Annotated in this window: 32 protein-coding genes; 20 read left to right on the forward strand and 12 right to left on the reverse strand. The window is 64.7% G+C overall.

Features of this window, described 5'->3' with window-relative positions; translation table 11 throughout:
• Window positions 1-3 precede the first annotated feature (3 nt).
• Both ACVI1L_RS16535 and ACVI1L_RS16540 read left to right on the forward strand, forming a co-directional pair.
• On the forward strand, window positions 4-717 hold the full coding sequence (locus ACVI1L_RS16535) for a nitroreductase (protein WP_168858638.1): 714 nt from the start codon (window positions 4-6) through the stop codon (window positions 715-717).
• 75 nt (window positions 718-792) lie between these two features.
• The gene (locus ACVI1L_RS16540) at window positions 793-1203 is read left to right on the forward strand and encodes a hypothetical protein (RefSeq protein ID WP_057016276.1); all 411 of its coding nucleotides are present in this window, start codon (window positions 793-795) and stop codon (window positions 1201-1203) included.
• A 204-nt stretch (window positions 1204-1407) separates the two neighbouring features.
• Here ACVI1L_RS16540 and ACVI1L_RS16545 read toward each other — a convergent pair whose 3' ends face one another.
• Window positions 1408-2406 (reverse strand): helix-turn-helix transcriptional regulator, encoded by a 999-nt coding sequence (locus tag ACVI1L_RS16545; protein WP_456783311.1) that lies wholly within the window; start codon window positions 2404-2406, stop codon window positions 1408-1410.
• Between the two features lie 82 nt (window positions 2407-2488).
• Between ACVI1L_RS16545 and ACVI1L_RS16550 the strand changes: the two genes are divergently transcribed.
• Complete coding sequence (locus ACVI1L_RS16550; RefSeq protein ID WP_057016274.1) at window positions 2489-3136, forward strand: glutathione S-transferase family protein; 648 nt, start codon at window positions 2489-2491, stop codon at window positions 3134-3136.
• A gap of 14 nt (window positions 3137-3150) precedes the next feature.
• Window positions 3151-3585: a DUF6157 family protein gene (locus ACVI1L_RS16555; protein WP_057016273.1), complete on the forward strand. Its 435-nt coding sequence runs from the start codon at window positions 3151-3153 to the stop codon at window positions 3583-3585.
• A gap of 196 nt (window positions 3586-3781) precedes the next feature.
• Here the strand turns inward: ACVI1L_RS16555 and ACVI1L_RS16560 are convergent, their stop codons facing one another.
• Both ACVI1L_RS16560 and ACVI1L_RS16565 read right to left on the reverse strand, forming a co-directional pair.
• On the reverse strand, window positions 3782-4567 hold the full coding sequence (locus ACVI1L_RS16560) for an enoyl-CoA hydratase/isomerase family protein (protein WP_076832869.1): 786 nt from the start codon (window positions 4565-4567) through the stop codon (window positions 3782-3784).
• Window positions 4568-4581: 14 nt separating this feature from the next.
• Window positions 4582-5694, reverse strand: a complete 1113-nt coding sequence (locus tag ACVI1L_RS16565; RefSeq protein ID WP_057016272.1) for a cyclic nucleotide-gated ion channel — start codon at window positions 5692-5694, stop codon at window positions 4582-4584.
• Window positions 5695-6012: 318 nt separating this feature from the next.
• Here ACVI1L_RS16565 and ACVI1L_RS16570 point away from each other — a divergent pair, with 318 nt between their 5' ends.
• Both ACVI1L_RS16570 and ACVI1L_RS16575 read left to right on the forward strand, forming a co-directional pair.
• Window positions 6013-6681 carry a Crp/Fnr family transcriptional regulator gene (locus ACVI1L_RS16570; RefSeq protein WP_016847460.1) on the forward strand — a complete coding sequence of 223 codons (669 nt, stop codon included), beginning with the start codon at window positions 6013-6015 and terminating at the stop codon, window positions 6679-6681.
• Window positions 6682-6710: 29 nt separating this feature from the next.
• Complete coding sequence (locus ACVI1L_RS16575; protein ID WP_456783312.1) at window positions 6711-7580, forward strand: DUF6537 domain-containing protein; 870 nt, start codon at window positions 6711-6713, stop codon at window positions 7578-7580.
• Between the two features lie 114 nt (window positions 7581-7694).
• On the opposite strand, the gene ACVI1L_RS16580 is transcribed toward ACVI1L_RS16575, so the two are convergent.
• Genes ACVI1L_RS16580 through ACVI1L_RS16590 form a run of 3 tightly spaced genes read right to left on the reverse strand, consistent with a single transcriptional unit; the run spans window position 7695 to window position 8394 of the window.
• A complete protein-coding gene (locus tag ACVI1L_RS16580) occupies window positions 7695-7913 on the reverse strand; it encodes a hypothetical protein (protein WP_057016270.1) in 219 nt (72 codons plus the stop codon).
• Window positions 7914-7964: 51 nt separating this feature from the next.
• Complete coding sequence (locus tag ACVI1L_RS16585; protein ID WP_016847463.1) at window positions 7965-8177, reverse strand: hypothetical protein; 213 nt, start codon at window positions 8175-8177, stop codon at window positions 7965-7967.
• A gap of 25 nt (window positions 8178-8202) precedes the next feature.
• Window positions 8203-8394 carry a hypothetical protein gene (locus ACVI1L_RS16590; RefSeq protein ID WP_016847464.1) on the reverse strand — a complete coding sequence of 64 codons (192 nt, stop codon included), beginning with the start codon at window positions 8392-8394 and terminating at the stop codon, window positions 8203-8205.
• 307 nt (window positions 8395-8701) lie between these two features.
• Between ACVI1L_RS16590 and ACVI1L_RS16595 the strand changes: the two genes are divergently transcribed.
• The 3 genes from ACVI1L_RS16595 (at window position 8702) to ACVI1L_RS16605 (ending at window position 10335) form a co-directional block, all read left to right on the forward strand.
• Window positions 8702-8908 (forward strand): hypothetical protein, encoded by a 207-nt coding sequence (locus ACVI1L_RS16595; RefSeq protein ID WP_057016269.1) that lies wholly within the window; start codon window positions 8702-8704, stop codon window positions 8906-8908.
• A 92-nt stretch (window positions 8909-9000) separates the two neighbouring features.
• Window positions 9001-9363 (forward strand): PRC-barrel domain-containing protein, encoded by a 363-nt coding sequence (locus ACVI1L_RS16600; RefSeq protein WP_456783313.1) that lies wholly within the window; start codon window positions 9001-9003, stop codon window positions 9361-9363.
• 210 nt (window positions 9364-9573) lie between these two features.
• A complete protein-coding gene (locus tag ACVI1L_RS16605) occupies window positions 9574-10335 on the forward strand; it encodes a Crp/Fnr family transcriptional regulator (protein ID WP_456783314.1) in 762 nt (253 codons plus the stop codon).
• Between the two features lie 256 nt (window positions 10336-10591).
• Here ACVI1L_RS16605 and ACVI1L_RS16610 read toward each other — a convergent pair whose 3' ends face one another.
• Window positions 10592-12001 carry a TAXI family TRAP transporter solute-binding subunit gene (locus ACVI1L_RS16610; RefSeq protein WP_076832523.1) on the reverse strand — a complete coding sequence of 470 codons (1410 nt, stop codon included), beginning with the start codon at window positions 11999-12001 and terminating at the stop codon, window positions 10592-10594.
• A 425-nt stretch (window positions 12002-12426) separates the two neighbouring features.
• Here ACVI1L_RS16610 and ACVI1L_RS16615 point away from each other — a divergent pair, with 425 nt between their 5' ends.
• Together ACVI1L_RS16615 and ACVI1L_RS16620 are read left to right on the forward strand one after the other, a co-directional pair.
• Window positions 12427-12780, forward strand: coding sequence for a DUF3307 domain-containing protein (locus tag ACVI1L_RS16615; protein WP_082653700.1), 354 nt, complete (start codon window positions 12427-12429; stop codon window positions 12778-12780).
• Window positions 12781-12951: 171 nt separating this feature from the next.
• Complete coding sequence (locus ACVI1L_RS16620) at window positions 12952-13353, forward strand: hypothetical protein (protein ID WP_016847470.1); 402 nt, start codon at window positions 12952-12954, stop codon at window positions 13351-13353.
• A gap of 7 nt (window positions 13354-13360) precedes the next feature.
• Here the strand turns inward: ACVI1L_RS16620 and ACVI1L_RS16625 are convergent, their stop codons facing one another.
• Entirely contained in the window at window positions 13361-13687 is a 327-nt protein-coding gene (locus ACVI1L_RS16625) for a YkgJ family cysteine cluster protein (RefSeq protein ID WP_076832520.1), read from the reverse strand.
• Window positions 13687-14385, reverse strand: coding sequence for a helix-turn-helix transcriptional regulator (locus ACVI1L_RS16630; RefSeq protein ID WP_028336549.1), 699 nt, complete (start codon window positions 14383-14385; stop codon window positions 13687-13689). The genes ACVI1L_RS16625 and ACVI1L_RS16630 overlap by 1 nt, the downstream gene beginning before the upstream one ends.
• Before the next feature lie 207 nt (window positions 14386-14592).
• On the opposite strand from ACVI1L_RS16630, the gene ACVI1L_RS16635 reads away from it, so the two are divergent.
• The gene (locus tag ACVI1L_RS16635; protein ID WP_057015989.1) at window positions 14593-14826 is read left to right on the forward strand and encodes a hypothetical protein; all 234 of its coding nucleotides are present in this window, start codon (window positions 14593-14595) and stop codon (window positions 14824-14826) included.
• Window positions 14827-14890: 64 nt separating this feature from the next.
• Window positions 14891-15622 (forward strand): glutathione S-transferase family protein, encoded by a 732-nt coding sequence (locus ACVI1L_RS16640; protein WP_057015990.1) that lies wholly within the window; start codon window positions 14891-14893, stop codon window positions 15620-15622.
• 75 nt (window positions 15623-15697) lie between these two features.
• Here ACVI1L_RS16640 and ACVI1L_RS16645 read toward each other — a convergent pair whose 3' ends face one another.
• Entirely contained in the window at window positions 15698-16333 is a 636-nt protein-coding gene (locus tag ACVI1L_RS16645) for a pyridoxamine 5'-phosphate oxidase family protein (protein ID WP_057015991.1), read from the reverse strand.
• A gap of 119 nt (window positions 16334-16452) precedes the next feature.
• Here ACVI1L_RS16645 and ACVI1L_RS16650 point away from each other — a divergent pair, with 119 nt between their 5' ends.
• Complete coding sequence (locus ACVI1L_RS16650; RefSeq protein ID WP_456783315.1) at window positions 16453-17346, forward strand: LysR family transcriptional regulator; 894 nt, start codon at window positions 16453-16455, stop codon at window positions 17344-17346.
• On the opposite strand, the gene ACVI1L_RS16655 is transcribed toward ACVI1L_RS16650, so the two are convergent.
• Entirely contained in the window at window positions 17343-17798 is a 456-nt protein-coding gene (locus ACVI1L_RS16655; protein WP_076832511.1) for a PaaI family thioesterase, read from the reverse strand. The genes ACVI1L_RS16650 and ACVI1L_RS16655 overlap by 4 nt on opposite strands.
• Window positions 17799-18063: 265 nt before the next feature.
• Window positions 18064-19233: a 4-hydroxybenzoate 3-monooxygenase gene (gene pobA, locus ACVI1L_RS16660; RefSeq protein ID WP_057015994.1), complete on the reverse strand. Its 1170-nt coding sequence runs from the start codon at window positions 19231-19233 to the stop codon at window positions 18064-18066.
• A gap of 268 nt (window positions 19234-19501) precedes the next feature.
• On the opposite strand from pobA, the gene ACVI1L_RS16665 reads away from it, so the two are divergent.
• The 6 genes from ACVI1L_RS16665 to ACVI1L_RS16690 all read left to right on the forward strand — a co-directional run bounded on the left by ACVI1L_RS16665 (window position 19502) and on the right by ACVI1L_RS16690 (window position 26047).
• Window positions 19502-20524 carry a TRAP transporter substrate-binding protein gene (locus ACVI1L_RS16665; RefSeq protein WP_456783316.1) on the forward strand — a complete coding sequence of 341 codons (1023 nt, stop codon included), beginning with the start codon at window positions 19502-19504 and terminating at the stop codon, window positions 20522-20524.
• Window positions 20525-20696: 172 nt separating this feature from the next.
• Window positions 20697-21263 carry a TRAP transporter small permease gene (locus ACVI1L_RS16670; protein ID WP_057015996.1) on the forward strand — a complete coding sequence of 189 codons (567 nt, stop codon included), beginning with the start codon at window positions 20697-20699 and terminating at the stop codon, window positions 21261-21263.
• A gap of 6 nt (window positions 21264-21269) precedes the next feature.
• Window positions 21270-22586, forward strand: a complete 1317-nt coding sequence (locus tag ACVI1L_RS16675) for a TRAP transporter large permease (RefSeq protein WP_057015997.1) — start codon at window positions 21270-21272, stop codon at window positions 22584-22586.
• A gap of 4 nt (window positions 22587-22590) precedes the next feature.
• A complete protein-coding gene (locus ACVI1L_RS16680) occupies window positions 22591-23052 on the forward strand; it encodes a DUF3237 domain-containing protein (protein WP_076832505.1) in 462 nt (153 codons plus the stop codon).
• 332 nt (window positions 23053-23384) lie between these two features.
• A complete protein-coding gene (locus ACVI1L_RS16685; protein WP_456783317.1) occupies window positions 23385-24179 on the forward strand; it encodes a crotonase/enoyl-CoA hydratase family protein in 795 nt (264 codons plus the stop codon).
• Window positions 24176-26047 (forward strand): feruloyl-CoA synthase, encoded by a 1872-nt coding sequence (locus ACVI1L_RS16690; protein ID WP_253625114.1) that lies wholly within the window; start codon window positions 24176-24178, stop codon window positions 26045-26047. The genes ACVI1L_RS16685 and ACVI1L_RS16690 overlap by 4 nt, the downstream gene beginning before the upstream one ends.
• The last annotated feature ends 13 nt before the right edge of the window (window positions 26048-26060 follow it).

Consider the following 26060-nt stretch of genomic DNA (forward strand, 5'->3'; position numbering starts at 1 on the left):
ATCATGGACGCGAAGACACCGAACCCGCGCTACGCGACCGAGGACCGTATCGGCGCGCTCGAGGAATTGCTCAACGAGCGCTACTCGGTGCGCGCGTTCCAGCCGCGCGAGGTGCCGCGCGAGGTCATCGAGCACATTGTGTCGACCGCGCAGCGCACCGCATCCTGGTGCAACAGCCAGCCTTGGCAGGTGCTGATCGTCTCCGGCGAGGCCAAGGAGCGGTTTCGCAAGGCGATCTATGCCGAGGCGTCGCGCGGCCTCGGCGAGGATTACGACTTCACGCCGCCGCGCGAATATGTCGGGGTCTATCTGGAGCGCCGCCGCGAAAGCGGTTTCCAGCTCTACAACACGCTCGGCATCGCGCGCGGCGACAAGGCGGCCTATGCAAAACAGGCGCTGGAGAACTACAATTTCTTCGGCGCGCCGCACATTGCCGTGATCCACACCAATGAGCCGCTCGGCATCTATGGTGCGATCGACTGCGGCGGCTATGTCTCGAACTTCATGCTGGCGGCGCAGGCGCTCGGGCTCGGCACCATCCCGCAGGCGGCGATCGCGCGCCATTCCGGGCTGATCCGTCGTCATTTCAACCTGGCCGACGATCGCCGGGTTGTCTGCGGTATCTCGTTCGGCTATGCGGATCACGCGCAAAAGGTGAACAGCTACCGCACGTCGCGCGCGACCGTGGAAGACACTGTCACATTCGTCGATGTATAATTTCCTCAAGGCGGGAAGGTCGGTTCACTCCCCGCCGAGGACAAGAAAAGCTACAAAGAAACGACAAGAACAAAAATGGCGAATAACGCCTCCCTGACGCCGGCTGAGATCAGCTGGCAGCTGCACCGTCTGCCTGCACTCGAGCGCGACGCGTTCATCGCCGCGCATTACCTGGGACAGGGCGTTGCCTGGAAGACCCGCTTCTTCGACGCGATCGACTGGGGCGCGGGCTCGGTGCTGCAATTCAGCTTCCTGCAACGCGGCTGGCATCGCCATTCGCGGCTCGACAATCCGATCTATGCCTATATCGACATCGAGCAACATCCGGAAACCCGCGGCCTGCGTCGCGGCCGGCGGATCGATCTTGAGGGCACGATCAAGGGCGTCGACTTCGTGACCGGGATTACGCTGACGCTGGAGCGGTTCGAGATCCTGCCGGTCAATTTTTTCGACCGCTTCGTGATCAGCTCCGACAGCCGCTACTAGCAAGCAGCGAACCGCAGACTCTGCTCCACCTCGCCCGCGCGCGGGGAGAGGTCGGAACGCATCGTTAGATGCGTTCCGGGTGAGGGGGCTCAGCAAGCGCAGCTATCACCGTATGCGCGGAGACAGCCTCTCACCCCAACCCTCTCCCCGTAAGAACGGGGCGAGGGAGCGCACTGCTCCTGCTCAACCCAATCTCATTACGCTTCAGCGTCCCGCCACCGCGCGGCGGGCTGGCGCGTCGGCATAGCGCGCGGCCATCGCGCTCGTCAGCTCGGCCATCTTCTCGCGCAACTCTAACGGCGCGACCACTTCGGCCTCGGCGCCGAGCCGCAGCAGCTCGGTCGCCGCATGCCACACCGTCTTGCCGACCGGCATGGTGGCGAGCCGCCAGCCGTCGGCGTCGGTGCCATCAGTGAGCCGCATCCGCGCCTTCACGTAAGGGTGGGCCAGCGCATCGAACAGTTTCAGCCCGAGCGGCGACAGCCGCACCGTGGCCTCGTTCGGATGCAGCTCGGCCTCCAGCCGCTCGATCGAGGCGCGCCAATAGGCGGCGAGGTCGAACTCCGCCGGCCACGCGAACGGCGTCTCCAGCGCGGTGCAATCCAGTACGCGCGCGACGCGGTAGGTGCGCACATTGCCGTCGACGAGGCCGGCGAGATACCAGCTGCCGCCCTTCAGCACGAGGCCGAGCGGCGCCACGCGCCGCCGCTTCTCGGCTTTCCAGCTCTGGTAGCGGATCTCGAGCATGGTCTCGCGCAGCACGGCGCCGGCGATGGCGCGCAGATGCTCCGGCTCCTCGGTCTCGCCGAACCAGCCGGGCGCGTCGAGATGGAAGCGCTGCTGCATCCCTCTCGCGTTGGGCCGCAGGTTCTCCGGCAGCGCCGCCATCAGCTTGGTCTGCGCCGCCACCATCGCGGCATCGAGGCCAAGCGCGGCGGCGGGCCCCGGGAGACCGGCCATGAACAGCGCCTCGGCCTCGCCCTGCGACAGGCCGTTGAGCCGGACGCGATAGCCGTCGAGCAGGCGATAGCCGCCCTCGGCACCGCGGTCGGCATAGACGGGAACGCCGGCGGCGGCGAGCGCGTCGATGTCGCGGTAGATCGTGCGCACCGAAACCTCGCAGGCCTCCGCAAGCTCAGGCGCGGTGACCTGCCCCCGCGCCTGCAGGGTGGTGAGGATGGAAAACAGCCGGCTCGCGCGCATGGCTGGATCATACCTGACACAAGATGTCAGGTATAGGCGGACATAAGGAGGCCATGCCCCCGACGGCGCAAGGAGACCCGCCATGACCACCACTACCGACCGCGTCACGCTGTATTATTCGCCGCAAAGCCGCGCCACCGGCACCCGCGTGCTGCTGGAGGAACTCGGCGCGCCGTATAACCTGCACGTCCTGAACATGAAGGCCGGCGAGCAGCGCAAGGACGCCTATCTCGCCATCAATCCGCTCGGCAAGGTGCCGGCGATCCGCCATGGTGACGCGCTGGTCACCGAGCAGGTCGCGATCTTCATCTATCTCGCCGATCTGTTTCCGCAGGCCGGCCTGACGCCGGCGCTGAACGATCCGCGCCGCGGCCCGTATCTGCGCTGGATCGCCTATTACGGCGCATCGTTCGAGCCGGCCGTGATCGACCATTTCATGAAGCGCGAGCGCGCGCCGATCACGCAGTCGCCCTATGCCGATTACGACACCATGCTGGGCGCGCTGGAATCGCAACTGGCAAAGGGGCCCTATCTGCTCGGCGAAGAGATCACGGCGGCCGACATCCTCTGGGGCATCGCGCTCTCTTGGACCATGATGTTCGGCATCGTGCCGAAAAGGGACGTGTTCGTCCGCCATGCCGAGCGCATCGCCGCGCGCCCGGCCTTCCAGCGGATATCGAAGGCTGACGACGAGATGGCGGCGCAGCATGCCGCGGCCGCCGGGGTGTGATACGGATCGGGCCGATGGCGAAAGTCCTGCACAGCACCAACTGCTTCAACACCCTGATCCGCGTCGCGGAGGACTGCCCGGCGCAGCGCGGCGAGGAGCCGCAGTTGCGCGGCGGCCAGCCGACGGTTGCCGTGCTGCAATACCGGATGATCGCGGGCGCGCCCTACAAGTACACCTCCGACGATGTGGTGTTCGCGACGTCGGCGGCCGGCCGCGTGCTCGATGCGAAAGCAGCGAAGAAGGCGCGCAGCCTCGCCCGCGAGACGTTCTTCTCGCGCGGCCAGGCCTGCATGCGCGCCTCGCCGCTCGGCAAGCGTTTCGGCTGGGGTGTCCATGCCGACGCCGAGGGCCGCATCGCGCTCTACGCCGTCGACAGCAAGCGCTACCAGGCACTCGCCGCGGATCCTGACATCGCGCAGGTCCGCGCGATGCGGTCGAAGCGGGCGTGAAGAGGCACTGCTCTCATCCTCCCCTGGAGGGGGAGGATCGGTTCGCATGCAATGCGAACCGAGGTGGGGTGATCTCTCCACTCGGGCACCGTTCGTGCTGAGAGATCACCCCACCCCGTCTCACATTCCGCTGCGCTCCATGTGACCCGACCCCCCCCTCCAGGGGAGGGTGAAGGGTGTGCCGTGCGAACAATCGCTAAAACCGCGGCGCCCGCTTCTCGGCGAAGGCCTTGATGCCTTCCTTGATCTCGTCGCCGCGCATGCTGTCGCGGTGGCGGGCGTCGGCGGCGGCTTCATCCAGTGCGCCGCGGGCGAATTCGTTGATTGCGCGCTTCATGCCGGCCATCGCCTTGGGCGCGTTGCCCGCTAAAATCGTCGCGAGCTTGTCGACTTCCTCGTCGAGCAGGTCGAGCGATACCATCGCGGTGAGGTAGCCGATCCGCAGCATCTCCGGCGCCGATATCTTCTGCGCGGTCAGGAACAGCATCCTGGCGTTGTCGACGCCAAGCCGCGTGACGTAGCGCTGGATGCCGCTCTTGTAATAGTGCAGCCCGAGCCGCGCCGCCGGCATGAACATCTCGGCGGTATCGACGCCGATGCGGAAGTCGCAGGCGAGCGCGAGGTCGGTCGAGCCGCCATAGACCCCGCCATTGAGCCGGCAGATCGTCGGCACGCTGAGATCCTCGAGGCGGTTGACCACGACCTCGAACGCCGAACCCGCGCTCTGTTGTTCGCTGGCGCTCACCGCACGCTCGGCGACGGAGTTGAGGTCGTAGCCGGCGGAGAATGCGCGGCCGGTTCCGGTCAGCACCAGCACGCGGATCGCGGGATCGGCCTCGATCCGGTCGAACAATGTCAGCAGCTCGCCGAGGTCCTCGGCCTGCAGGCGGTTGAGATGCTTCGGCCGGTTGAGGCGGATCGTTGCGCGTGCGCCCGCGATTTCGAGCACGGGTCCGCTGGCGGTGTCGGCCGCGTCAGCCATCTTGGTCTCCATCATTATTGATTCTCACGTTCGCGCCGCTTGGCCTCGGCGTCGATGGTCTCGGCGAGATCGGGATGCCTTGCCATCAACAGGCGGAAATCGACCAGGTCAAGCACCAACAGCCTGGTCACCTTGCTGGTCGAGACGCTGGCGCCGCGCTTGGTGTTGCCTAGCAACGCCATCTCGCCGAAGAACTCGCCTTCGCCAAGCTTCACCTTGCGCCCGGGCAGGTCGACCTCGACCTCGCCGGCGGCGACGAAATACATGCAGTCGCCATTGGTGTCCTTGCGGATGATCATGGTGCGCGGCGGCAGGTCCATGGTCCGCAGCATTTGGGTGACGTCGGCGATCGCGGCCGGGCCGAGATGCGCGAAGAACGGCACCTTGCTGACGGTCTCCCAGGTTCTCAAGAAATTGTCGCGGCGGGTTTCGGCGGCAAAACCGGTCGCCAGGATACCGGTCCACAGCCCGAACACGCCGAGGCCCGAGATCATCACCATGGCGGCGACCACGCGGCCGAGCGGGGTGATCGGCACCACGTCGCCGTAGCCGGTCGTGGTCAGCGTCACCACCGCCCACCACAGCGCCGCCGGCACGCTGCCGAAGGTCTGCGGCTGGACGTCCCGCTCCAGGAAATATTCCGCAACGGAGGCCAGGAACACCACCATCAGGAAGATCACGAGCACGCTGAGCAGCGGCCCGGATTCCACCACCAGCACGCGCCGGAGCTGGCGCAGGCCGGGAATGCCCGGCACCACCTTGAGCACCCAGAGCACGCCGAGCAGCCAGGCGGTTTTCGGCTCGACTCCGGACAGCAAGGCCACCGGCACGGCCAGCGCGCCGATCGCGTCGACCACGCCGGCGCTGGACAGCGCGTAGAACCAGAATTTGCCCTGCCGGCCCATGTGGCGCAGCCGCACCAGCCATTCGAATACGAAATAGGCAAGGCAGGCCCACAGCAGCGCATCCACCCAGCGCGGCGCCGCGTCATGGGCCGGCGCGACCGTCAGCAGCGTCATCATGGCGACACCGGCCGCGACGGCGACATAGGCCGCCGTGGTCATGTTGCGGCCGGCGGTGGCGGAAACGAAGCGCGTCAGGGCCGGAAGGACGAGCCGCTTGGACATCGGAACGAAGCTTGCCTGTCGATGAATTGCTGGAATTGAGGCCCTGCGAACGGCAGAGCCGATGTCACAACGTGCCCCTCCCGGTTGAGGCCGTCAACGCGCAGGCCATGGCGGGATGCTCGCGGCGGAAGACCGATCAGTTGGACGAAAGGCCTAACCATGTTGGCCCGATTTTGCGCCCGCGAATGTGAGAAATCGGACAAAACGTCGCTTTTTCCCCGTATATCAGGGATGCTGGTTCGCCGATGCGACCTTGGCCGGAATGAAGCGACTAATAAGGCGATCTTATTCACTTCTTGAGAAATTGGTTGGTTTCCGATGGATACCTCACATCTCGCGGAGCACGCAGGCGCCGCCGGCAGTTTCTTCGCATCGATCTTCGTGGTTGCCACGCTGTCGATGCGGACCATGATCCCGTTGCGCGTCTTCGCCATCCTGACCAACATCATCCTGATCGCGACCGCCGTCCCGACCCACAATTACGCGACGCTGATCCTGCATGCCGTGCTGCTGCCGGTGAACACCTATCGGCTGCACCAGATGCTGCAACTGGTCCGCAACGTGAAGAAATCGGTCAACAGCGATCTGTCGATGGAATGGCTGAAGCCGTTCACGACGGAACGCAAATGCACCGCGGGCGAAGTCCTGTTCTACAAGGACGAGAAGGCCGACAGCATGTTCTACATTGTCAGTGGCCGCTTCCGCCTGGTCGAATCCGGCATCGAGCTGCCGGTCGGCGCCCTCGTCGGCGAGTTCGGCATGCTGTCGCCGTCGAACACGCGAACCCAGACGCTGGAGTGCGTCGAGACCGGCATGGTGCTGTCGGTGACCTATGACCAGGTCGAGCAGCTCTACGTCCAGAACCCGGCGTTCGGCTTCTACTTCCTGCGCCTCGCCAGCGCCCGCCTGTTCCAGAATATCTCGACGCTCGAGCAGCAGCTCGCGCAGCACGCCACCCCACAGGTCGCGGAGCCCAAACCTGCATGAGCCCCGTGACGAGTTCTGGAGGCGCCGCAGTGGCGGATGACGACGGTCTCCTGGCTTCGCTCCGTTACCTCTTTGCCGATATCATCGGCGATGAGGACGAGGGGCCGCCGGTGCTGCCCGACGCCTGCCCGGACCATCTCGGGCCGGCCGTCACCAAGGCCATCGATCTGTTGATCGCCTATCAGAGCACGAGCTACGCCCAGCTCTATATCGACCGGCTCAAGCGCTTCGTCGGCCGCCGCGGCGTTGACGACGCCCTGCTTGCCGAGATCGCCCGCCTGATGGCGGAGCGCATGGCCTATGAGGACGCGATCCGCATCGCGCAGCTCAAGCTTGGCGAAGTCAGTGCGGTGGGCGGCCTTGCGGCGCGCTCGGCCGACGACGTCAAGAAGTTTCGCCTTGACGAGTTGATCGACGCCCTGCCGGCGGTGGTCGCCGATCCGGTGCTCGGCGTGCTGGATCAGTTCGGCTGGCGGCGTCGCCGGGTCTCGATCCGCTTCAGCGCGAACAACCGCTTCAGCGTTCGCCGGCTCAGGATCGAAGCGGGCCTGAAGCGCTGGCGGCTGTTCTCGGGACGCTATGCCAGGGAGCACGTCTGGGTCGAGCGCTGGCTGCACATGATCGACCGCAGCCTGACCAAGCAGCCGAGCGCCGCCCCGGCGGTCGTGCAGACCGCGACCATGATCCAGGGTTACGGCGATCCCTACCGCCAGGGCATCGCGGACTGGCACGTGATCATCGACGGGCTCGCCAAGCCGACCTTCGACGGCGTGTTCGTGCTCCCCGACCTTGCCGGCGCCATTGCGGAAGCGCGCGCTGCCACCATGCCCGATCCGCGGCAGGCAGCGCTGAAGCGCAAGATCGCGGAGATCCGCGCTCGGGCGCCGGCGGTGTCGTAAGAACCTTCGCCGTCATTGCGAGGAGCGAAGCGACGAAGCAATCCAGTTCCCCGCTTGCGGCGCTGTGGATTGCTTCGCTTCGCTCGCAATGCAGCGGGAATCTGCCGAAGCTATCTACTGCTTGATGTGCGGCGGCTCGTCGTAGCCGCGACGGCTGGAATAAAACAACAGGCCCATCAGGCCGATGCAGACCGCGGCCAGAAGCGCAATGCCGATCGTAAACACCACGATGCCGTAGGTCGGCACTGGAGCATCCACGGTCAGGCCTTCATAGGCGTAGGCGCCGACGGCGGCCAAAAAGGCCAGCAGGCCGATACTGATTGCAATGCGCATGCGTAGCTGCCTCTGCTGAGGGCCGAGGGCAACAGGCACTTACGCCGGTTTTCACGCCGCGGCGGTGGCCTTGGCCAACGCCTGCCGTCCGGCTTCGGTCAGCTCGGAAAGCGTCGTCCTGCCGCTCTTGGCGCATTTGATGATGTATCGGGCAACGCGGCGGCGGGTGTCATGTTCCTCGCCGTGAGGTGCGTCTGCGCAAACGCGATCGAGCGCAACGTTCATGGCGAAGAGCGTGCGTGAGTCAAACCGTTCCTCGATCATCGCAGCTCTCCTTTGAGACTCGCGGCTACTTGCGGAACGTCAGCCATTCGCTGACTTCCATCACAGTCTCGGTCTGTCTGGCCTTCTTCATCAGCATTTCGCGTTCCCGTCCTGGCGGCAGCTTGCGTGCCGCAATGCGCGAATCTTCGGCGAATTTTTGCAAGCGGTTTTCGAACGATCCGGGAGGCCGCGACCTGTTGCGCTTCTTCTTGATCATGCCGTCTCCGAGCTGGAACCAGCAATACTAGGCTTGTTCCCCGGATGCCGTCGTTAACCCATGACATCGGTCGAATTGAAAAAACGCGCGCCGGAAATTGCGACCCAAAATCGGGACCTGAGATCGCGACCCGGGATCGCGAAGATCGCAGGAACGATCTTCGGCGCTCTGCGTAACACCCGTGCGTTCGCTGCTTTGCTCCCCGAAAGGCGGTGGACCACTCCGGTGACGGGCCTCGGCGAATTTGATCGCCGGGGCCCGCATGTCTTCAAGCAAGGCAGCCAAGGCAACAAGAAGGACATAAGTAGTGGCACATTCCAATCAGGGTATCGTCAAAGACGACAAGGGGCAGGAGCAGCCGGCCGACAAGCAGCGCGCGCAGGCCGCGCACAAGACCGACCCGCGAAAGTCGAATGCGCGCGAAGCGACGCGTGATCCGAAATTGAACGATGCCGACAAGACACCGGGATCCGGCATGACATCAGACGACCGCGGCGATCCTCCAACGGGCTGAACGGCGTTCCGCTTTTGCAGCAATCGCGGCAATGCGGCAGGAACGATGACCCGGGTTGACCGTTGGCGTCGAGGGATCAATGGAGAATCGACATGGCGATGGACGAGAAGGAGGTCGGAAACCTGATCGGCAGCGACAAGGTCGAGGGCACCGCGGTCTATGGCTCCGACGAGCGCAAGATCGGCTCGATCGAACGGGTGATGATCGACAAGAAGAGCGGGCGGGTGTCTTACGCCGTGCTCGGTTTCGGCAGCATTCTCGGTCTCGGCAACGACCATTATCCGCTGCCCTGGCAGTCGCTCAAATACGATACGAGGCTGGGCGGCTATATCACCGGCGTCACCGAGAGCCAGCTGCGCGGCGCGCCGAAATACGGCAGCGAGCGCGAGTGGAATTGGTCCGATATCGGCACCACGCGCGCGGTGAACGACTACTACGGCGTGCCGTTCGTCTGAACGTCCCTTAGACGTCCCCCTGAGCCGGGGACCCGTATTTCACCGGTGGTACCACCGGGCGCCGAGGTGTGCGTGATGCTCGGGGATGTAACCGTCGCATCCTTGGGACGTCTGTACACTAGTGAACATACCTCAATAACTGTGCAAGGTAACATACGTAATTGAAGTCGGTCCTGCAGTTGCCCGATTAAACATGCGGGAGACCAATCGTTGGCGTCGCTAGTCCGGAAATTGGAGCAGTTTGCACGGCTTTCGCCGGTAGACCAGGTTCTTCTCAATCGCGCGTCTACCGAGCGCGTCCGCCATTTTGGTCCGCGGGTCGACATCGTCCGCGAGGGAGAGAAGCCGAAGGACGTCCATCTGATCCTGTCCGGCTGGGCCTATCGCTACAAGCAGCTCGAGGACGGCCGGCGTCAGATCGTGGCCTTCTTCCTGCCCGGCGACATTTGCGATGTGAACGTCTTCATCCTGCGCGAGATGGATCATTCGATCGGTACCGTCACCGCAGTGTCGATCGCCGACCTCTCCCGCGACTTCTTCGACAAGGTCGCAGCCGGACATCCGCGCATCGTGACCGCGTTCTGGTGGGAAACCCTGGTCAACGCGGCGATCCAGCGCGAATGGACCATGAGCCTCGGCCAGCGAACGGCGCTGGAGCGGATGGCCCATCTGCTGTGCGAGATCTGGCTCCGGCTGCGGGCCGCAGGCCTGACCCAGGGCGACAGCTGCGATTTCCCGCTGACCCAGGGCGATCTCGCCGATGCCACCGGGCTCTCCAAGGTTCACGTCAACCGAACGCTGCAGGAATTGCGCGCCGGCGGCCTGATCGTACTCAAGGGAAAGACCCTGGTCGTCCCCAATCTCGAGCGGCTGATGCACGCCGGCCTGTTCAACCCGAACTACCTGCATATGGATCACGAGGGACGGCAGCTCGACGCCGCTGCGACGCCGACGGACGCGGCGGTCGGGTAGTAAGCGCTGCGCTCCGGTGCATGTCGAGAGCGTGCCGATGTATGGTTCACCGGCCGTTCAACATACGCGGTGTCGTCCTGGGGAAAGCCAGGACCCATTACCCCAAGTCTCAACAGTTGCGCGATGCTGGGGCCGCGATCCCGTTCATCAGCGAAAGCGGTGGTAATGGGTCCTGGCTTTCGCCTGGACGACAGTGGTGCATGCGGCGCGACCGCAGGGACGACAGTTGTATCTGTGGCGTGACCAACGGCTTGGTTCACCCATTGGCCGCCTTCACCACCACGAGGTTCTCGTCCGGCGTCGCCGGGTGGCGCTTGAGGTGATCGCGGCGCAGTGCGATCTCGTCGCGGACCAATTCGTAGCCGAGCTTGAACGTGTCCATTCCGTCGCCGGAAACGGTGCCGTCGCGCAGGCCGGTCACCGCGCCGCGCAGGATTGCCTCGAGCTCATCCTGCAATTCGTCGAGATGTTCGGCGCAAGTGGCGTGCTCGACGCGCTCGCCGATGTCGAGGATCCTGCCCGCCAGCTCGCTGGCCTTCTCCGGTGCGACGCGGGTGATCTTGGTGTAGATCGCGGCGAAGATCGAGCCGATGATGCTGAGTGCGGCGGCGCCGAGATACATCACGTCGCTGTAGCGATCCATGAACGACTTGGTATCGTCGTTGATGTATTCGGCGGCGCCCTGATGGGCGACGATGAAGGCGTCCTTGTCGGTCGCCGCCGGCTCGATCTTGGAGGCAAAGCCGTCGTCGAGCGCGAGCTCCGACTTGTTCTCATAGATGATGCGCGCGAGCTCGGCGGCTGTCGTCGTGGACATCGAGGATTGCGCGACCAGCAGCCATTCCAGCCCGATGGTGTCGACCTCGTCATCGGGGATCGCCGGCGAGGACGACAGCATGCCGGTCGAGACCGTCTCCTCCGAAATCGCCGGGTATTTGCGCGCCAGCGCCTTGGCCGCGTCGATCGCATTCAGCGTGAAGCCGCCGGGGCGCTTGGCATATTGCTCGTAGGTCTTGTCCTTCACGATCTTCGAAGCATGCTCGATCGCGATCACGGCGGCAAAGCCGGAGGCGAACAGCTTGTCGAAAGGTGTGTTCGGCGGCGCCTGCTGTACCCGCTGCGCCGCGTCGGGGCTGTCCGCAATCTCGAGCGCGCTGCGGACGAAATTGACGCTGTTCTCGCCGTCGCCGACGACCGCGATCCGCTTCTTCTTGAGCTCGCTCAGCGATTTGATCTTCTTGCCGCCGGGGCTGAGCACCAGCACCACGTCATGCTCGAGGATCGCGATGGCGCGTGCACGCGGCGGCACCCTTGCGTCGGTACGCAGGATGGCAAGCGAGGCGTCGCGGCGATCGAATTGCGCCAGCGCCCTGGCGTTGTCGGGGTTCGGCGCGATCTTCAGCCGCAGCCGCGACGAATTGTTCTTCAGCACGGTGGCGAGCTTGGCGGCGAATTTCGCCTCCGGGCCCTTGGCATCGCCGACCGCGAACACCAGCAATTCGGAATTGCGCAGCCAGAGCCGGCCGCCGATCACGGTGACCGCGCTCAGGAGCAGCGTCAGCAGGGTGAAGACGATGATCTGCGCGCGGTTGGTCTTGACGACCGGTTTGGCGACCGGAGGGCTCGGCGGCGGCAGCGGCGCAGGCGAGGGGGCTTCGGCACTCATGGCTGATTACCTGGCTCATCACCCGTCCGGGACGGCCCGTTGCCGCGACCCGATCGGCGCGGCGCTGCCCGGTGAATCCGTAAATGGCTATAAAAGAAAGAAAATTTCCTATGTTGCCGACGATATACCTCCGCGGGGGGAATGCAAACCGGCCGCCGGCCGTAACCTTAATCCCGGCCGGCCTGCGCCGCGATGCCACATGACCATTGCCACTATCGACGGTCGGAGCGAGATGTGATTTTCGAGGAGGCGCAGGTGCATTCCGGCGCCGGAGATGTCATAAATGAGACACGCTTCGGTTTGCGGAATTGTGCTGACGGCCTGACCCGGATTTCTTGCAATCACATTCATCGAAGTAAAAGGGCGTCAGCTTGTTGTTTCCCTCCATGTCATCGTCGGTGTCGGTTGGTGCCCTGGTGGGATGGATGTCGCTTCTCACCGCAAAGCACATCATCGCCGACTTCATGCTGCAGAACGCCTGGATGGCGATCGGCAAGGACCAGAAGACCGGCTGGGCGCTGCCGCTGCTGGCGCACTGCCTGGTCCATCTCGCGGTCGCGCTGGCGCTGATCCTGGTGGTGGCGCCGCGGTTCTGGTATGTCGCCTTCATCGACTTCGTGATCCACATCATCGTCGATCGGGCCAAGGGCATCTGCGCCTCGCATTTCGGCGTGACGCTGGAATCCGGCCACCCCTGGTTCTGGACCCTGATCGGGGTCGACCAGGCGCTGCACCACCTCACCGGCTTCGCGCTGTCGATCTACATGGCCGCGAACTGAGCGGCTCGCGCGCACCTTTCCTCCCGTCCTGAACCACGAATCCAGCCGGGTTGCGGCGGGCGGATGTGATTCGCGCGCAACGGGCAAGACCCTCCGGAAGCGACCGGAGGCCGTGGTTAACCTTTCGTTAGAGGATTACGCGGCATCTTCCCGATCGAGGGGGATTTGCAAATGTTTTCAAGCCGCGACGCCTTCGAGAACGATGCCTGCCCGGTGGCCGACGATCTGCTCGGCCAGATGTATCGCGCCAATCCGAACGGGCTCTCGTTGCTGGTTGCCAATGTCGCGCCCGATGTCAGGGCGAGGCTCGCGCTGTTCTGCTATCGCCGCAGCCATCTGCACGCGCTCGCGGTCGCGATCGCGTCGAGCTGCAGCGAGTGGGAGCTGGCGAATTCAGGCGGCCGTGTCGGCTCGACGCTCTACGCGCTGTCGCGCGAGCCGGCCCGCGCCGCCACCGTTTCGCATGGTGGCCGCAAGCCGATCACGCTGTCGACCAAGCCGCTGACGACCTTCGCGCCGATCGTCGATGACGAACTCGACGACGAGGACGTCAGCGACAGGGTCACGGCGTAACGTCTGGTTAGATCGGCTGCGCGCTCGCGATGAGCGGCAGCCCGTGCCGGCGCCGCGCCATCGCGCATTCCGCGTCGCCCGGCTGGCAGGTCCGGCATACTTCCGGCCGCACCGGATAGACCTCGCAGCGCGTTGCTTCTCCGACCCGGCCCGCTAGCGCCGAGCAGCGATCGCCCTCGCAGCGCATGCCTGATTGTCGCGCATTGACGAATTGCGGTGGGATCAGATCGAGCTGCGCGTCGTCCTCGATGGTGAAGCGCGGCCAGTTCTCCGAATAGCTGCAGCAGGCGCCGCAGGACTGGCAGGGGCTTGTGTCGGTCGCGTTGTCGGCCATCACGTGTCCCTCGGCGCTTCCCAGACCAGGCTGCGCCGCCAGCGCGCCCTGAGCAGGTCGCGCCGCTCCGGGTACTTCTCGTCGTGATAGACCGCCGTGACCACGCGGTCGGTGCGGAAGCTGCGGAAATCCTTGCGCAGCTCGCACCAGGCGGCGAGCAGCCGCACCGCCTCGTGATAGCCGACCGCGATCGGCCAGATCGTGCGCTCGCTATCGCGGCCATGCTCGTCGCGATAGTTCAGCGTGATCTTCTTGCCCTCATGGATCTGGCTGCGGGTCCTGACCATGTCGATGCGGTCGGGCTCCCGGTTCCAGGCCGAGCGGGCCCGGCTCGCCGGCTCCAGCACGAACGGCCGCAGCCGGTCGGGCACGGTCTCGGCGATCTTGGCCATCAGGTCCTCGGCCGCGCGCGCCAGCGCGGGATCGGCGTGGCCGACCACCCATTGCGCGCCGAGCACGCAGGCCTCGATCTCGTCGGGTGTCAGCATCAAGGGCGGCAGGTCGAATCCCTTCTCCAGGATGTAGCCCATGCCGGCCTCGCCGCGGATCGGCACCCGCTGCTCGATCAGGCTGGCGATGTCGCGATAGATCGTCCGCTTCGATGTCTCGAGCTCGGCGGCGATTGCATCGGCAGTCAAAGGCTTACGGGTGCGTCGGAGCACCTGGATGATCTGAAACAGCCGGTCGGCGCGTCTCATGGCAACTCTCTCGATCGCTCTCTTGGCACGTGTCTTGTCGAGTGTCTCGGTAGCGGTTTTGGCAGCCGTCTTGACGAGTGTCTTGACGGGTCTCGTCGTCTCTCGGTGCGCAGGCTTTTCTGGGTCCCGTCCGGCTGCTGCTGACAGCATGTTGGCAGCAGGTGGGGGCTATATCAGGACAACACCTCAAGTGAAGGGAATTTGTCCATGACGAATCTTGACGAACTCGGTTTCCGGCAGGCGCAAGGCTTTGCGCTGGAACAGCTGGTCACGGTCTACTCCACCTCCGGCGACCTGCGCTGGGCCCTGGTCGCGCTGATCGCACAGTCGATCAGCACGGTCTGGTCCTACGGGCGGGCACGGCTGGTCAAGCGCGTTCGCGGGGCGGTTCGCCGCCTCGCACCCGCCGGCCCGTTCGACAGTGAATGCCACTACTGCTGACACCATGCTGGCAGCAGGGGACGGCTAGCTTCAATTCACGACCACAGGCGATCGGGAGCTTCACATGATTACGCTTTTTGGCTTTGGCACGGGCTTCGGCTTGCCGGAAATCAGCCCCTTCGTGACCAAAACCGAGGTCCAGCTCAAGATGGCCGGGCTCGACTATCGCAAGGAGAAGGCGATGCCGCCGGCCTCTCCCAAGGGCCAGCTGCCGTTCATCGTCGACGACGGCGAGACGATCGCCGATTCGACCTTCATCCGCGCCCATATCGAGGGCAAATACGGCTTCGATTTCGACGCGCCGCTCAGCCTGCAGGCGCGCGCCCAGGCCTGGGCCTTCGAGCGCATGATCGAGCATCACGTCTACTGGGCGCTGGTCGGCGCGCGCTGGGTCGACGACACCAATTTCGCCAAGGGGCCCGCGCATTTCTTCGACGGCGCGCCCGACCATATGCGCGACAAGATGCGCGAGGACGCCCAGTTCCGCGTTGCCGAGAACTATCTGCTGAGCGGGCTTGGCCGTCACGGACCGGACGAAGACGTCGATCTCGCGATCCGCTCGCTGTTCGCGCTGTCTGTGCAACTCGGCGACAAGCCGTATCTGATGGGCGATGCGCCGTGCGGCACCGATGCCACCGCGTTCGGCGCGCTGGCGGGAATCCTCACCCCGTTCTTCGATTCGCCGCTGCGCGAGCGCACCGAGAAGTTCGACAATCTCACCGCCTATGTCGGCCGGATGATGCGGCAATACTATCCGGAATTCGCCTGGGCGCCGCTGCAGCAGCAGGCGGCCTAAAGCGCGATCGCGCTTTAGGTTTAGTTCGGGGCATGATCCTTTCGGAAAACCGCTTCGCACTTTTCCGGATCATGCCTAAGCCGGCGCGGCAGGAGCGGGCTGGCCCTTCAATGCGGCCAGCTCCGCCTCGAGCTCGGCGATGCGCTGGTCGCGCGAGGCCAGCGCTGCCGCCACATCGGCCGCGTCGAACTTTTGCGGAATGTGCTGCGGGCAGTTGGTGTCCCACGCCGTGACCTTGAACAGGATCACCTGCTCGGGCCGCGCCCGGTAGCCCTGCGGCATCAGCGTGCGGGTCAGCGCCGGATCGTCCTCCACCACCTTCGCCTCGCCCCACAGCTTGACGCGGCGGCGGTGCGCGTAATCCATGACGAAGATATAGGCCTTGGCATTCTCCGAGAGATTGCCCTGGGTGATGAACTGGCGATTGCCGCTGTAGTCGGCGAACGCGATGGTGTGCTTGTCGAGCACCTTGATAAAACCCTTCGGTCCGCCGCGATGCTGGATGTAGGGCTGGCCGTCGGCCGAGGCGGTCGCGAGATAGAAGCTGTTCACCTCGCCGAGGAAGCCGGCGAGGTTCTCGTCGATCTCGCTGCGCCAGCCGCCATGTGCCTCGACTTCGGCGTAGGTGGCGCGTGAGCCCTTGCGGGTCTGGATCGCCTTCACCGCCGGACTGAATGCGACGTCGCTCGCATAGCTGTGACCATCTGACATCGGAGCCTCCCGTGACGGGCGCCTGAGTGGTTGTCCTCGCCGCTTAAAGATGGACATTCCAAGATCGTAAGCAATCTTGTGCATTGACACTTCACTGTTGCCGATTATGCAATAGTGCCATGGACCGGATCGACGCCATGCAGGCCTTCGTCGCGGTGGCGGACCTCGAGGGGTTCGCCCCCGCCGCCCGCAAGCTCGGCCTGTCGCCGTCCGCCATCACGCGGCTGATCGCGGCGCTGGAGGAGCGGCTCGGCGCGCGGCTGCTGCAGCGGACCACGCGGCAGGTGACGCTGACGGACGCCGGCTCGCGCTATCTGGAGCGGGCGCGCCGGATCCTCGCCGATGTCGAGGAGGCCGAGGACGCGGTGGAGAACGAGCGCACCCGCCCCGGGGGGCGGCTGGTGATCTCGGCACCGTTCGGCTTCGGGCGGCTCCATGTCAGCCCGGTGGTGAGCACCTATCTGAAGCGCTATCCCGGCGTCGGCGTTGACCTGCGGCTGTCGGACCGCAGGATCAATCTGGTCGAGGACGGCGTCGACCTCGCGGTCAGGCTCGGGCACCTGCCGGATTCGACGCTGGTGGCGCGGCATGTCGGCCGGATGCGCCGCATCGTGGTGGCGTCGGCCGGCTATCTCAAGCTTCGCGGCAGGCCGAAGCGGCCGGCGGACCTCACCGCCCACGACACGATCCAGTTCGGCGCCATGACCGCGACGCCGGATTGGCGCTTCATGGAGAATGGCCGCGAAGTCCGCATCACCCCTACGCCGCGCTTCACCAGCAACAGCTCGGACGCCGCCATCCAGTACGCCGAGCAGGACGGCGGACTGACCCGGGTGATGGCCTACCAGGCGGCCGAATCGCTGAAGGCGCGGCGGCTCCAGATCGTGCTCGCCGAGTTCGAGCAGCCGGCTGTGCCGATCCACGTCGTCTATCCGACGACGCGGCTGTTGTCGGCCAAGGTGCGGACCTTCATCGATCTCGTGACCGAGGTCACCGACTGGTATTTCGACTAGCTCACCGGCGGCTTCTTCGGCACCACGCGGAAGGTGCCGTTGGCGCGCGCGATGGTCACCCCGTCGGCCTTGATCAGGCTCTGCGCGAAGCAGATCGTGCTGCCGGTCTTGATCACGTCGCTCTCGATCGCGAGCCATTGCCCGACATTGGCGGAGCCTACGAAATCGACCGCGAGCGAGATCGTCACGAACGAGGTGGTCCAGCCGGTCGCCTGGCCGCAGCTATAGCCCATCGCGTTGTCGGCAAGGGCTGCGATCAGGCCGCCATGGATCAGGCCGCGGCCGTTGGTATGCGGCCTCGCCAGCCGCAGGCCGATGATGACGGCACGCTCGGTCTTCTTCTGGTAAAGCGGCTCCCAGGGCTCGGTGAGCGGGCTCTTGCGGAACAGCGGCTCGAAGCCTTGAGGGACGTCTTGGGGATTGTCGGGCACGACTTGCGTATCGGTGGTCATCTGAAGCTCGCATATGACGTTGGGTTGACGCCATTGAACGCGATGTCGATGACGGTTTCACCGCCTACAAAGTTTTAAACGGGATTTGCACGGCTGTTTGAAGCGGCCCGGCTCGTCATCACCCGCGAAAGCGGGTGATCCAGTATTCCAGAGACCGCACCGCATGAATCGAGAAGCCGCGGCGTACTGGATACCCCGCATGCGCGGGGTATGACGACGGAGATTGCGAAGAGGATGCTGCTCGACAAAAGCATCCGCGACTTATCTAGAACGGCAGCCCCACATAATTCTCCGCCAGCGAGGTCGAGGCCGCCTTCGAGCTGACGAGGTAGTCGAGCTCGGCGATCTGGATGCGCGCGGCGAATTCGCCCTCGTCGGGGAATTTGTGCAGCATCGAGGTCATCCACCAGGAGAAGCGCACCGCCTTCCAGACCCGCGCCAGCGCGCGTCCCGAATAGGCATCGATGCCGGCGGAGGATTTCTCGTCGTAGTATTCGCGCAGCGCCTGCGACAGATAATGCACGTCGCTGGCGGCAAGGTTGAGGCCCTTGGCACCGGTCGGCGGCACGATGTGCGAGGCGTCGCCCGCCAGAAACATGCGGCCGAACCGCATCGGCTCGGCGACGAAGCTGCGCAGCGGCGCGATGCTCTTTTCGATCGAGGGGCCGGTGACGATCTCGTCGGCGGCCTTCTGGTCGAGGCGCCGCTTCAATTCGTCCCAGAACCGCTCGTCCGACCATTGGTCGACATGATCGTCGAGCGGGCACTGCACGTAATAGCGGCTGCGGTGGGACGAGCGCATCGTGCACAGCGCAAAGCCGCGCTCGTGGTTGTTGTAGATCAGCTCCGGCGAGACCGGCGGCGTCTCCGAGAGGATGCCGAGCCAGCCGAACGGATACACCCGTTCGTAGCTGGTGATCGCCGACGCCGGCATGCTGGCGCGGCTGATGCCGTGGAAGCCGTCGCAGCCGGCGATGAAGTCGCAGGCGATCTCGTGGGTGACGCCGTCCTTGACGTAGCTGACGCGCGGATGATCGGTATCGAAATCAAGCGGCTTGACGTCGGCCGCCGAGTAGATCGAGGTCAGGCCGGCCGCCTTGCGGGCATTCATCAGGTCGAGCGTGACCTCGGTCTGGCCGTAGATGGTTACGGTCTTGCCGGTCGAACCATGCAGGTCGATGCGGTGCCGTGCGCCGCCGAACGCCAGTTCGAGACCGTGATGGACGAGGCCCTCCTGGTGCAGCCGGGCAGCGGCGCCGACGCTCTCGAGCAGCGACACGGTGCCTTCCTCGAGCAGCCCGGCGCGAATCCGCCCCAGCACATAGTCGGGGGTCTGCCGCTCAAGAATGATGTTGTCTACACCGAAAGTATGAAGTAGTTGCCCAAGCAACAGTCCGGCCGGACCTGCACCAATGATTGCTACTTTTGTCCGCAATACCTTGTCCTCCCGATCGGATAGGCTTTTAGCCGGTGCCCGCGCCGGCAACTTGCCAAGGCAACTATATCATATAACGATTTTGGCAAGGCGGATTTGCGCGGGACCCGCGCGTTCGCCGCAGCGCAAGATGCGGTGACGCGGGACCGGGCGGAGGGTGCGACGAGGCGTCCGCCCGCCGGATTTCATCTTGAATATCCGCGCGAATTAGATAACATGTTAAGTAATGAGCCGGGCACGAAGCCCGTCCTGGAGAGGAGGAGACGTGATGAGGAAGACAATGTTGGCGGTGTTGATGGCCGCCGCCATCCTGCCGGCCGCGGGACCTGCCGTCGCGCAGGACAAGACCGTCAATCTCAAGGTGTCGCTATGGGTGCCGCCGGCGCATCCGCTGGTGCCCGCGACCCAGGCCTGGGCCGCCGACATCGAGAAGGCATCGGGCGGCACCATCAAGGTCACCGTGTTTCCGTCCGAGCAACTCGGCAAGGCGTTCGACCATTACGACATGGCGCGCGACGGCATCGCCGACGTCACCTATGTCAATCCTGGCTATCAGCCCGGCCGTTTCCCGATCGCGGCCGCCGGCCAGCTTCCGTTCACCTTCTCCGACGGCAAGAAGGGCACGCTGGCGCTGAACGAGTGGTATCACAAATATGCGCCGACCGAGATGAAGGACACCAAGCTGTGCTTCGCCTTCATCCACGATCCGGGCGCGCTGCACGGCAAGAAGAAGATCGTGCTGCCGAGCGACCTCTCCGGCGTCAAGGTGCGTCCCGCGCAGAGCACCATCGGCGAGATGGTGAAGATGTTCGGCGGCACCAATGTGCAGGCCTCCGCGCCGGAATCGCGCGACGCGATCGAGCGCGGCGTGGCCGACGAGATCACTTTCCCCTGGGGCTCGATCTTCCTGTTCGGCATCGACAAGGTGGTGAAGTACCACATGGACGTGCCGCTCTATTCGACGGTGTTCACCTACAACATGAACCTCGCCAAATATAATTCGATGTCGGCTGCCCAGAAGAAGGTGATCGACGATCACTGCACGCCGGAATGGGCCTCCAAGGTCACCGACCCCTGGACCGATTTCGAAGCCAATGGCCGCACCAAGATGAAGGCGCTGGAAGGCCACGAGGTCTATCCGCTGACTTCGGATCAGCTCGCCGAGTGGAAGAAGGCGGTCAAGCCGCTGCGCGACAGCTGGGCCGAGGCGGTGAAAAAGGCCGGCGGCGATGCGGCAAAGATCGACGCCGATCTGCAGGCCACGCTGAAGAAGTTCGAGGCGGGGATCTGATCCCGCTCCCCTTCACCTCTCCCCGCTTGCGGGGAGAGGTCGGATCGCATCGTCAGATGCGATCCGGGTGAGGGGGTACAGGTCTCACCGCATTCACGACTCGTGGAAGCAGCCCCTCACCCCAACCCTCTCCCCGCAAGAGCGGGGGAGAGGGAGCTCATCGAAGCAACGCATGACGCAATCTGCCGAAGTTTCCCAAGACGGCGCGATCACCGGCCCACCCGAGCCGGCGCGCAAGAATTTCATGGATCGCTTCATCGATTCGATCGAATGGGTCGCGGCCTTCTTCGTTGGCGTCGTCGCGCTCAACACCTTCACCGCGGTGTTCATGCGCAAATTCTTTGCGGTGACGATCCCCGACTACTACAATTTCGGCCAGTTCCTGCTCGGCATCCTGATCTTCTGGGGAATTGCGGCGACGAGCTATCGCGGTACCCACATTACGGTGGATCTGGTCTGGGCCAATGCCTCGCCGCGCTACCAGCGCTGGATCGACATCTTCGCGACGCTGGTGCTGCTGTTCGTGGTGAGCGTGCAGACCTACACGCTGGTCGACAAGGTGATCGACACCAGGAACAGCCATATCGTCACCATGGATCTCGGCGTGCCGGTCTGGCCGTTCTTCCTGGTGTCGTGGATCGGCGACGTCTCCGCGGTGCTGCTGATCGCGATCCGCACCTACCGCCTGATCTTCCATCCGGAAGATATCCATGATGCCAAGATCAAGACCGCGGAGTAGACGGCCATGAGTCTCGACCTCAGTCCCGAGACCGTCGCCGTCATCGGCTTTGTCAGCCTGTTCGTGCTGATGCTGCTCCGTGTCCCCGTCGGCATGGCGATGGGCCTCGTCGGCATCACCGGCTTTGGCTATCTCACCGGCTTCGCGCCGGCGCTCAAGCTGGTCGGCCAGACCACGATGCGCACGGTGACGGATTATTCCTTCGGCGTGATCCCGATGTTCCTGCTGATGGGCGCCTTCGTGTCGGTCTCGGGAATCAGCCGCGAGCTGTTCCGCGCCGCCAACACCTTCGTCGGCCATTGGAAGGGTGGGCTCGGCATTGCGACGATCGCCGCCTGCGGCGGCTTCGCCGCGATCTCCGGCTCGTCGGTCGCGACCGCCGCGACCTTCTCGGCCGTCGCCTATCCCGAGATGCGCCGCTTCGGCTATCCGCAATCATTCGCCGCCGGCGTGATCGCAGTTGGCGGCACGCTCGGAGCGATGCTGCCGCCGTCCACCGTGCTTGCGGTCTACGGCATCATCACCCAGCAGGACATCGGCAAGCTGTTCATCGCGGGCGTGGTGCCGGGTCTGCTCGCGATCCTGATGCATATGATCACGATCGGCATCATCGGCGTGACGCGGCCCGCTTTCCTGCCGGCGGGAAAGAAGGCGTCGTGGCACGAGCGCTTCGTTGCGCTGCGCGACGTCTGGTCGCCGCTGCTGCTGTTCCTGTTCGTGATCGGCGGGCTCTATGGCGGCTTCTTTGTCCCGACCGAAGCCGGCGCGGTCGGCGCGGTGGGCGCCTTCATCATCGGTATCCTCCGCGGCAAGCTGACCAGGGACGGCATCCTGCAATCGCTGCTGCAGGCGACGCGCACCGCGGCCGCCGTGTTCACGGTGCTGATCGGCGCGCTCTGCTTCGGCTATTTCCTCACCATCACCCAGACGCCGCAGCACGTCACTGAATTCCTCACCGGGCTTGGCATCGGCCCCTATGGCGTGCTGGCGCTGATCCTCCTGATGTATCTGGTGCTCGGCTGCCTGATGGACGCGATGGCGATGGTGATCCTCACCGTGCCGATCGTGTTTCCGGTGGTGACCGCGCTCGGCTTCGATCCGATCTGGTTCGGCATCATCATCGTCATGACGGTCGAGCTCGGCCTGATCCATCCGCCGGTCGGTATGAACGTGTTCGTGATCAAGAGCGTCATCAAGGACGTCAACATGTCGACGATCTTTGTCGGGGTGCTGCCGTTCGTCATCACCGACCTGATCCGGCTGGTGATCCTGATCCTGTTCCCGCTGCTCGCGACCTGGCTGCCGCAGCGCATGATTGGTTAGGCCTATGAATCCCGAGCTTGAGACCAGATACGTCTTCACCATCACCGCCCGGATCGCGGAGGTGACGTCCGCCGGCGACATCGGCACCGGCGTCCGCCGCATCATTCCGATCATCGGCGGCGAGGTGAAGGGCGAGAAGGTCAACGGCAAGGTGCTGGCGTTCGGTGCGGACTTCCAGATCATCCGGCCCAATGAGCTGATCGAGCTGGAGGCGAAATATGCGTTCGAGACCGACGACGGCGCCGTCGTCTATGTCGAGAACAAGGGCATCCGCTTCGGGCCGGTCGAGCTGTTGCAGAAGCTGAAGCGCGGCGAGCCGGTCGACCCGAAGCTGATCTATTTCCGCACCGTGCCGAAATTCGAAACCGGCGCCGAAAACTACCGCTGGCTGATGCAGCACATCTTCGTCGGCTCCGCCGCCCGCCACGCCGACCGCGTCGTGATCGACGTGCATCAGGTGCTGTAGCTTCGCACACTTGCCGTCTCACCCGCCGGGATCCGCCACACATTCGGTGTCGTCCCTGCGAAGCAGGGACCCATACTCCGCGGTCTGTGCCGTGAACGGGACTCGTCGTTCCGCCGTCGCGCAGCAATAACCGTTTGTGGTTATGGGTCCCCGCTTTTCGCAGGGACGACGGGTGGAGGGAGCCGCGCGTATCAACTCCATCACCGTCACCCTGAGGAGGCCGCGCAGCGGCCGTCTCGAAGGGTCGATGGCCACCAGCCGTGCGCGCCCATATTGACTCTCCCGCTAATCGTTATAAAACATAACTATTCTGAACGGGAAACAATAACGCCATGGGAAACGCTGCCGGCGAGGGAGGCGCCTCGCTGCTCAGGATCGAGACGCGAGGGGCGGTGCTGACGGTCGGGCTGAACCGTCCCGCCAAGCGCAATGCGCTGAACGACGGCATCATCCTGGCGCTGCGGGATTGCTTCTCCGCGATACCGGATGCGGTCGGCGCCGTCGTCATCCATGGCATCGGCGACCACTTCTCGTCCGGCCTCGACCTCTCCGAACTGACCGAGCGCGACGCCACCGAGGGCCTGGTGCATTCCCAGATGTGGCATCGCGTGTTCGACCGCATCCAGTATTGCCGCGTGCCTGTCATCGCCGCACTGAAGGGCGCGGTGATCGGCGGCGGACTGGAGTTGGCTTGCGCCGCGCATATCCGCGTCGCCGAGCCGTCGGCCTATTTCGCGCTGCCCGAGGGCCAGCGCGGCATCTTCGTCGGCGGCGGCGGATCGGTGCGGCTGCCGCGCCTGATCGGCGTGCCCAGGATGGCGGACATGATGCTGACCGGGCGGGTCTATTCGGCGACCGAGGGCGCCGCCTACGGCTTCTCGCAATACCTCACCGAGGCCGACGGCGCGCTGCCGAAAGCGCTGGAGCTTGCCGAGCGCGTCGCCGCCAATGCGCCGCTGACCAACTTCGCCGTGTTGCAGGCGCTGCCGATGATCGCCGAGGCCAATCCGCAGACCGGCCTGTTGATGGAATCGCTGATGGCGACGGTGGCGCAGAGCGACAAGGAAGCCAAGAAGCGCATCCGCGCGTTTCTTGATCGCAAGACCGCCAAGGTAAAGCCGACATGAGCGCCGCGCCGTCTGCGAACACTGCGAGCGCGCATCCGCTGCGCCCGATCTCGTTCGGCAATCCCGACGTTACCGTCGAGCGCCGCGACGACGGCACCATCTATCTCCGACCGAAGCTCAGCCTCGCCGATTTTCCGGTTCGCCTCACCGATCGCCTGCACCACTGGGTAAAGGCCGAGCCGAACCGCGTGTTCATGGCCGAGCGTGCCCCCGGTGGCGGCTGGCGGCAAATCACCTACGCGCAATTGCTCGAGTCTATCAGGCGCATCGCCTCCGCATTGATCGCGCGCGGATTGTCGGCCGAGCGGCCGATCGTGATCCTGTCGGGCAATTCGATCGATCATGCCCTGATGGCGCTCGGCGCGCTCTATGCCGGCGTTCCGTTCTGCCCGGTGTCGCCGGCCTATTCGCTGGTGTCGCGCGACTATGGCAAGCTCAGCTTCGTCATCAAGCTTCTGACGCCGGGCCTCATCTTTGTCGACGATGCCGATAAATTCGCCGACGCGCTGCGTGCCAATATCGGATCCGATGTCGAGATCGCCGCGAGCCGCGGCACCGTGCCCGGCCGTGAGGTGACGCGCCTTGCCGGCCTCTTGGCGACGCCGGAAGACCCGCGCCTCGATGCGGCCCATGCGGCAATCGGTCCGGACACGATCGCGAAATTCCTGCTGACGTCGGGGTCGACCGGCAATCCCAAGGCCGTTATTAACACCCAGCGCATGATCTGCGCCAACCAGGTGATGCTGCGCGAGACGTTGGCGTTCCTCAAGGACGAGCCGCCGGTGATCGTCGACTGGCTGCCGTGGAATCACACCTTTGGTGGCAACCATAACGTCGGGCTGACGCTCTATAACGGCGGCTCGATGTATCTCGATGAGGGCAAGCCGATGCCCGGCGGCATCGAGGAGACGGTGCGTAACCTGCGCGAGATCTCGCCGACGGTCTATTTCAACGTGCCCAAGGGCTATGAATCGCTGCTGCCCTATCTGCGCGACGACGCCGGTCTGCGGGCAAAATTCTTCGACCGGCTGCATGCGATGTTCTTCTCGGGCGCCGCGCTGTCGCCGTTCGTCTGGAACAGCCTCGATGCGCTCGCCGTGCAGGAGAAGGGCTATCGCGTGCCCATGCTGACCGGCCTCGGCGCCACCGAGACTTCGCCGTTCTTCATGTCGGTGCGCCCGGATACCAGCCGCTCCGGCCATGTCGGGCTTCCGGTGTCGGGCAATGACGCGAAGCTCGTTCCGAACAACGGCAAGCTCGAGGTCCGCGCCAAGGGCCCGAACGTGACCCCGGGCTATTGGCGGCAGCCCGAGCTGACCGCCAAGGCGTTCGACGAGGAGGGCTTTTACAAGTTCGGCGACGCGCTGAAGCCTGCCGACGCTGGTGATCTTGATGCCGGTTTCGATTTCGACGGCCGCATCGCCGAGGATTTCAAGCTGGCGAGCGGCACCTGGGTCAGCGTCGGACCGTTGCGGGCGCGCTTCGTCGGCACCTGCGCGCCGCTGGTGCGCGACGTCGTGATCGCGGGGCTCAACCGCGACGAGCTCGCCGCGATCGTGATCCTCGATCTCGACGGCTGCCGCCTGATCAATCCGCAGCTCGCCTCTGGCGACATCGCCGTCGCGGCCAATGATCCGCTGGTGCGGACGGCCTTCCGCGAGCGCTTCGCGCGCGTCCTGGCCGGCGCCACCGGCTCGTCGAACCGGATCGCGCGCGCGATCCTGCTCGACACGCCGCTGTCGATCGATCGCGGCGAGGTCACCGACAAGGGCTCGATCAACCAGCGCGCGGTGCTGGAGCATCGCACGGACATCATCGAAGCGCTTTATGCGCCGGTGCCGCCGGCATCGGTGATCACGTCAGTCTAGTTCTCGAACAGGA

It is taken from the genome of Bradyrhizobium sp. USDA 4516 (assembly GCF_054055915.1).